We start from the raw sequence: 7075 nt of genomic DNA, 5'->3' as shown, positions 1-7075 counted from the left end.
TATCACATTATTTTGGCATAAAAGCAGTTATACATTTTATTTAAGCAATATAAAATATGCACAAAATAATAAAAATGCTTTTATAGTAGGAATTTTAGTTGTATCTGGTATGTGAGGAATAGTAACTGCCTGCAATTTATGATATATTTATCGGCCTGATTTTCCGACCACACTTCATAAGTAATCACAGATTTTTGTAAGGTTATCAACAGCTTTATTTGTTAGCACATATTTAGCCATTTCTCTTTATCAGAGTAAACATTAAAAGGCAAACTATTTTATCTTATAATTTATATTATGTTAAATAAAAAGTTTTCCCCTCGCCCCATATTAACATATGGTTGATATTTTGTAACTTTGGCCTTAGTTAAACTAATCTTCTATATTTTCACAGATTCCTATGAGAGCAATTGCCGAGCTTCCGCATAAAGAATGCAAAATCAGCATCTTTTCCATGAATCAAAAGTTTATTATTAAATTTGAGCAAGGTTCTCTTGAACAAGTTTACAAGATTACTGAAATGGATGTTACGGACGGCGTAAACGGTGTTTTTCAAATACTGGACGAAGAATTTGTGCAGGCTATCGTTGCACGCTTTGCTACTATGCGTGCAGATTTTAAAAAGGCTTATGAACGTCATGAATATTAGCTATAAACGATAAGCTATATTTTGTGACTCTCTGTAGGATTTTCTTCTTGATCGCCTCAGATCATCCTTTCTGCTCCTATCCTTCCTCAATTTCTTCTTTTCTTTACTATGTCAAATTCATTAATAAGCAGCTTGTTATGATTTGTTTTTGATCGAAACCGAATTATATTTTGCTTTCTTTGCGATCAAGGGCTAACATCTCGATCTTTACGGTATCAACTCTTTATATAAAAGACGTTAAATATATTATTTTCAGGTAAATATAGTTGTAAATAAAATATTATTTGGTGATCAAATAGATCTAGTACTAATTTTGTAGGCCTATTTATAAGCTATAAGCCATATGCTCTAAGCCGTAAGCTTATGGTCTACTCAACTATTCTACTACTCAACTATTTAACCACACTGAGCAATTGATCGACCACCTTCGGGACACCGATACTAGCTTTCGCTGCAACACTTTGAATTTCTGAATCCACTCGATTAAGTTGATGAGCCTCGGGATCGATTAAAATCTTTTGTGCATAATGAGGCGGGAAATTTATCAGACCTGCCGCCGGGTATACTTGTAGCGACGTACCTATAATCAGGAGGATATCAGCCTTTCGGCATTCATCAATAGCCGTTTGCATCATTGGAACGGGTTCGCCAAACCAAACGACATGAGGTCTTAGTTGGGAACCCCTGGCGCAACGGTCCCCCATTTTTATCTCTGTTCCCTGTATGTCATAAATCAATAATGGATCAAGAGAAGATTGTGCTTTTGTGATTATTCCATGGAGATGGATAACATGTTTTGATCCTGCCCGCTCATGCAGGTCATCAATGTTCTGGGTAATTATGGTGACCTGAAATTTGCTTTCTAATTTGACAAGGGCTTGATGAGCCGCATTGGGTTGTGCATCCAGCACGGCTTTTCTCCTGATATTATAAAAATGTTGTACTAATTCGGGGTCTTTTCGCCAAGCTTCGGGAGTAGCGACGTCTTCTACTTTATATCCTTCCCATAAACCATCCTCACCGCGAAAGGTCTTCAATCCACTTTCCGCCGATATACCTGCTCCCGTGAATACGACAACCTTCATGCCTGATTATTTGTAGTTTGGCTTGCTTATGCTTAGTTCATGAGGTACGGCAAGAAGAGGGAAATGCTTTTTCGCCCATTCAAATCCTCCGTAGAGAATAATTCCATAAGCTAAATTGCCCAGCAATAGATTCTTTTCAAATGGAATGGCTTTAATGTAACAGTCGGTAAAGCCCTGGGCGTTTAAGGGATATATTTGACCACTTATCCAGACACCAAAATTAGTGACAATCCAATGGATTAACACCGAAGCTATGGTCGCTCCGAAAACACGCAAGGTCGTCACTTTTTTTATTAGGCTACCAACAAATACCATAAGTGCGAAAGCAATATACACGTACACAATGCCCTCATAAAATAAAGTGATTTTTCCGTAATAACCGTAATTAACGATGATATCGGAAATAAAAAGTGTTAACAGGGGTGTAAAATAAGCAGCCCACCTATTGCGAAAATAAGTTCCTGCAAACAACGCGGTAGCTCCAATGGGTGTGAAATTGGCCCAGTCTCCAAATTTACCTACATTAAGAATCCGCAAAAGCGCGGTGCTAACGATGATTAAAATGAGCATGGCATTCCGTGTGTTGACTCTGCCGGTTTCGCTTGTGTTCATACTTGAATTATTTGTCTACAAACTTAACTAAAATGCGTGTTATTTACTAATTTAGTTGATCAAGACGTAGGTGTCAAGTACCAGGATGTAGGTATTAAGATGTAAGTATCAAGTATCAGACATAGGAAATCTTAGATCTTGTGTCTCTCATCTTATGTCCTATGTCCTATGTCTCTTATCACAAATAAACATATCCGATCTTAAACATGCTCGCATAGTCGTCCGACTGCAAATTTCTCGCTGTTTGTGGAATCTCAATTTGAATATGCTTATCAACAATCTTCCAGCGAAGCTTGACTTTTGAACCTACCAGGCTTATATCATGTAGTTTGGCGTCCTCTTTTAATGGCAATTCCAATTTAGCGGGTAAGTTCTCCCCTCCCTCTTTGTGTAAAATAAAAGCATAAACGGTATTTTCCTCCCTATTTTGTGTAAAAAAAATATTGCCGATTGAATAAGGAGCAATACTATGCGAAGCATAAATGCCTTCTCCGTATTTATTTATCCATTTTCCGATCTCCTTTAAACGCTGATAGGCTATAGGATCCCAGTCTCCTTTGGGCCCGGGAGCTATGTTGAGTAGGTAGTTCCCCCCTCTTGATACTATTTTTATTAGATTGTGCACGATTTCTCTCGCCGGCTTATATTGATCGTTCGGAACATAGCTGAATGAGTTGCCCATGGTCATGCATGATTCCCAGGGAATATCGAGCGGCTTGTTGGGGATCGACTGTTCCGGTGTGACATAATTTTCATATTCACCCGGGACAGTTCTATCTACGATAATAATGCCCGGTTGTTTTTTGCGCGCCATGTTAGCGATTCTTGGCATGTCTATGTCCTGTTCTGTTTTAATGCCTCGTTGCCATTCGACGGTAGTATCTACAGTCGCTAATGGTCGCACCCACCCCCCGTCTAACCATAGGATGTCAATTTTACCATAGTCAGTCATTAACTCGCTAATCTGGTTGTAAGTAAAGTCTTTGAATTGCTGCCAGCGATCCGGATACTTTTTTGGGTCATAGTTGACATTTCTATCTTTTGGCGGGAAATAAGGCCACCAATAATACGGTGTATGCCAATCAGGTTTGGAAAAGTAGGCTCCTATTTTGAACTGATCTTGTCGAAAAGCGTTAAAAATCTCTTTGGCTACATTGGCACGAGGGTTACCTGAAAAAGGTGATTTGCTATCGGTAATCTTATAATTACTTTGCTTTGTGTCAAACATGGCAAAACCATCATGATGCTTGGTGGTGAATACCACGTACTTCATGCCAGCTTCCTTCGCCGCCAGAGCCCATTTTCCGGGATTGAAGTCAATCGGATTAAACTGTTTCTGTAAATCTTCGTAGGCCTTAACATATTCATAATAATTGGCTGCATGTGGGCCCCGACGTTGCGTCCACCCTTCGTCTTCGGGACAAAGGCTCCAACTTTCAACAATTCCCCATTGACTATAAGTGCCCCAATGCATAAAAAGGCCAAATTTCAATTCTTGCCATTCAGACAGGTTTTTCACGACCAATGGATCTTTCGGCTTAATATAATTGGCCGATGTGTTATGTTCCTGGCCGATAGCCTGGGTTCCGAAGTATAAACTCAGTAACCCCACTAAAAATTTTTTCATATTATATGATATTACAAGTTATTTTCAATAGCACCAACATTTTCTCGGTAAAGATCTAATGGTCCGTCCAACAACAGCGCAATAACTGTCATTTGCGGATCTAGACGATCTTCCGGTACGGGTATATAGGTTATCCCCGGTACTTTGCTCCAATATAATTTGTTGTAAATCAGTGGTGTTAATAAAGTGCCCTCGCCCACAATTCGCGCACGTTGTATTGTGTTTCTAAGTCCTTTAATAGCTATAGGGCCGGTTGGTTTGCCTTCAATAAACAAAAATAAGGTTTGTTTATCTTCCGATAAAGCACTAAGTCCGGTATAGTGCCCTTCCGGAAGGCCGCTCTTCGCATGGTACAGCGCTTCGGCATGCTTCGTTATCCAAGCTTGCAAAGAAGGGTTTTCAGGTAAACGATAATTGTATCCATCTGCTGCTAACTGGCTGTTATCAAAAAGATTATTGCCTGCATTGATGTTGTTGATAATTGTGTGAATCTGCTGGCCTAAACTTGTTTCAGGGCGTTGTAAATTCTCGTGAGCGATTTTGTTCAGTTGCGGCGTACTAAGCTTCAATGTTTCAGCAAGTTGAACGGCTACAACAGTAGCATCCTTGTCTTCCGCGGCGGCCGGGATGTCAATAGCTAGTTGTTGCCCCTGTTCTTGGAAAGAAATATTTCCTTGGTGGCCTAAAATGCACACGGTGTTTACTTTAGACGTTAAGCCATTGATATATATTGTTTTATTGTCCTTTTTCTCGAGAAATAAGTAAATTGTTTTATTGTCTTTCGATAAAGCGGATTTTCCTATGAAATGACCGTGCGGCAGCCCTTCTCGGGTTCCGTAAATGGCTTCCTCGTTTTTTTGTGTCCACCGACCAAGATCTTTCAAAATGGCAATTTGTTCAGTCGGGATACGGCCATCCGCCTGTGGGCCGATATCCAAGAGTAGGTTCCCTCCCATACTAATGCAATCAATCAAGGTTCGGATAATCATATTCGATGATTTATAATGCCGGTCGTACGGCTGATAACCCCAAGAATCGTTCATGGTATAGCATAATTCCCAATACGGATTGGATGGTTTAAGCACGGGTACGCCTTGTTCGGGGGTGTCATAATCGCCATGGCCTGTTAATCGTGCATTGACTATAATATTTGGATTGTGTCTTCGAAGATTTGCTAATATACTTTCAGCTTGCCATTCGCCGGCACTATGCTCCCAATCGCCATCAAACCATAATAAATCTGGGTCGAAGCGATCCGAAAGCTCTTCCAGTTGGCCCATCATGTAGTTTTGATATCGTTGCCATCGGTTTGGGTCGTCTTTTAAGTTGTATCGCTTTCTGAGGCGAGTGAAGACATCATAATCGTCTTGGCTCCAGTCGGGCAAAGAAAAATAAATTCCTGATTTGATCTCTTTTCTTTTCAGCGCCTTTAAAAAAGGACTGAGCACGTCACGTTTAGCCGCACCGTGCTTCTCAATCGTAATAGCCTTATCAACCTTACTGTCCCATAATGCTACACCATCGTGATGTTTAGAAGTGATAACGGCATACTTAGCACCGCTGAGAGAAATGAGATCTACCCACTCTTCCGGCTTGTAGTTTGATGCCGTAAAGCCCTGCAATTGCCGCATATAGGCTTCATGATTTAAATAATTATTGAAAAAAGACCATGATTCGGAAATACCATTTACCGAATAGATTCCCCAATGGATAAATATACCCAATTTGGCATCCTTAAACCATTCCATTTTTTGCTGATTGGTTGTTTGCTTTTCCTGCGCAGATGTGGAAAGAAAAAGAAAGCACGCTAAAAGCTTAACGACTATATATTTTATTGGCATAAGTTGTGGTTAGATTTTAATTTTTTTGATAAAGATAATCTATTTATCATTTTAGGCAAAGAAATTGTATCACGGATTTAAAAATACGTTAACTTTATTTTTATTTACTCCTATGTACATTATATGAAAACAGTTGTACTCCCTTTTTATGTTAAACTGGCCTGCGTCTTATTGAGTATCCTATTATTGGGCTACCTGGCGATTTTAGGACATACCATTTTGGCTCCATTGATCTTTGGATTTTTATGCTCGGTTTTGCTGTTGCCGCTGGCTAATCTTCTGGAACGCAATTTTCAAATGCCTCGTTCCGTATCTTCGTTGTTATCATCCATTGCGCTGGTCATACTCATTGGTGCGGTGTTCACCTTGTTAGGTACTCAGCTTTCGTCTTTGGCAAATGATTGGCCGGCTTTTAAGCAACAGCTCTTGAAATCAGCAGCTGACCTGCAGTTTTGGATTTCCGATACCTTTCATGTAAACAACAAAGCACAGATTGACTATATCAATCAAGCTGCTTCAAAATCACTTAGTACCGGGACTACCTTGTTGAGCAAAACATTGATGTCCTTATCGTCACTGTTTTTACTGTTGCTATTCTCTTTTCTTTATACGTTTTTTATTCTTTTTCATAGAAGGTTGATTGTTAGGTTTTTAGTGAATTCATTTAAAGAAAATCATAGCCCTGTTGTGTATGAAATTGTCTACCAGATCCAGTATATTATAAAACGTTATGTCGTGGGACTTTTTTTACAAATGCTGATAGTCACTATTCTGGCGTGCTTGGCATTTTACTTTATTGGCGTAAAGTACAGCTTCCTCCTAGGGTTGATTACAGGCATTTTCAATATTATTCCTTATGTGGGGATTTTTACCGCCTTAGTGATCACGGTTCTAATCACTTTTGCTACCTCGACAGCAACGAATGTCCTTTTTGTTGTGATTGCATTGGTCGTTATTCATGCAGTAGATGGAAATTACATTATGCCGAAAATCGTTGGCTCGAAAGTGCAAATTAATACCTTGATTGCCCTAATTGGTCTCGTGCTGGGCGAAATGCTTTGGGGAATTACCGGGATGTTTTTATCAATACCCATCATTGCCATTATGAAAGTGGTTTTTGATAGAATACCGGAGCTTAAGCCTTGGGGCATGTTGTTAGGAGACGAAAGCAGTGAAGAAGGTAGTTATATGAAGATCCCCAAGCGAACACGAAAGCAAAAAATAGAGAATCTGTTAGATTGAGTAAATGGGATGTCATATT

General features: G+C 39.6%; 6 protein-coding genes. 2 read left to right on the top strand and 4 right to left on the bottom strand.

The genetic code is table 11. The annotated features are described in order from the left end of the window. Window positions 1–400 precede the first annotated feature (400 nt). Window positions 401–649 (top strand): hypothetical protein, encoded by a 249-nt coding sequence (locus E0E36_RS22050; protein ID WP_130857782.1) that lies wholly within the window; start codon window positions 401–403, stop codon window positions 647–649. Between the two features lie 392 nt (window positions 650–1041). Here the strand turns inward: E0E36_RS22050 and E0E36_RS22045 are convergent, their stop codons facing one another. The 4 genes from E0E36_RS22045 to E0E36_RS22030 all read right to left on the bottom strand — a co-directional run bounded on the left by E0E36_RS22045 (window position 1042) and on the right by E0E36_RS22030 (window position 5814). Further along, window positions 1042–1734 carry an SIR2 family NAD-dependent protein deacylase gene (locus E0E36_RS22045; protein WP_130857781.1) on the bottom strand — a complete coding sequence of 231 codons (693 nt, stop codon included), beginning with the start codon at window positions 1732–1734 and terminating at the stop codon, window positions 1042–1044. 6 nt (window positions 1735–1740) lie between these two features. Continuing rightward, window positions 1741–2346 (bottom strand): DUF6580 family putative transport protein, encoded by a 606-nt coding sequence (locus tag E0E36_RS22040; protein WP_130857780.1) that lies wholly within the window; start codon window positions 2344–2346, stop codon window positions 1741–1743. A 178-nt stretch (window positions 2347–2524) separates the two neighbouring features. Further along, window positions 2525–3973, bottom strand: coding sequence for an alpha-L-fucosidase (locus E0E36_RS22035; RefSeq protein WP_130857779.1), 1449 nt, complete (start codon window positions 3971–3973; stop codon window positions 2525–2527). An 11-nt stretch (window positions 3974–3984) separates the two neighbouring features. Continuing rightward, window positions 3985–5814 (bottom strand): alpha-L-fucosidase, encoded by a 1830-nt coding sequence (locus E0E36_RS22030; protein WP_130857778.1) that lies wholly within the window; start codon window positions 5812–5814, stop codon window positions 3985–3987. Between the two features lie 123 nt (window positions 5815–5937). On the opposite strand from E0E36_RS22030, the gene E0E36_RS22025 reads away from it, so the two are divergent. Then, window positions 5938–7056 carry an AI-2E family transporter gene (locus tag E0E36_RS22025; protein ID WP_130857777.1) on the top strand — a complete coding sequence of 373 codons (1119 nt, stop codon included), beginning with the start codon at window positions 5938–5940 and terminating at the stop codon, window positions 7054–7056. The last annotated feature ends 19 nt before the right edge of the window (window positions 7057–7075 follow it).

It is taken from the genome of Olivibacter jilunii (genome assembly GCF_900607235.1).
GTDB lineage: Bacteria > Bacteroidota > Bacteroidia > Sphingobacteriales > Sphingobacteriaceae > Olivibacter > Olivibacter oleidegradans.
The sequence above is the reverse complement of the archived record's forward strand: the minus strand, read 5'-3'. Positions and strand labels throughout refer to the sequence as shown.

Coding starts and splice junctions, on each gene's coding strand:
- E0E36_RS22050 (WP_130857782.1), top strand. CDS start 401: ATGAGAGCAATTGCCGAGCTTCCGCATAAAGAATGCAAAATCAGCATC.
- E0E36_RS22045 (WP_130857781.1), bottom strand. CDS start 1,734: ATGAAGGTTGTCGTATTCACGGGAGCAGGTATATCGGCGGAAAGTGGA.
- E0E36_RS22040 (WP_130857780.1), bottom strand. CDS start 2,346: ATGAACACAAGCGAAACCGGCAGAGTCAACACACGGAATGCCATGCTC.
- E0E36_RS22035 (WP_130857779.1), bottom strand. CDS start 3,973: ATGAAAAAATTTTTAGTGGGGTTACTGAGTTTATACTTCGGAACCCAG.
- E0E36_RS22030 (WP_130857778.1), bottom strand. CDS start 5,814: ATGCCAATAAAATATATAGTCGTTAAGCTTTTAGCGTGCTTTCTTTTT.
- E0E36_RS22025 (WP_130857777.1), top strand. CDS start 5,938: ATGAAAACAGTTGTACTCCCTTTTTATGTTAAACTGGCCTGCGTCTTA.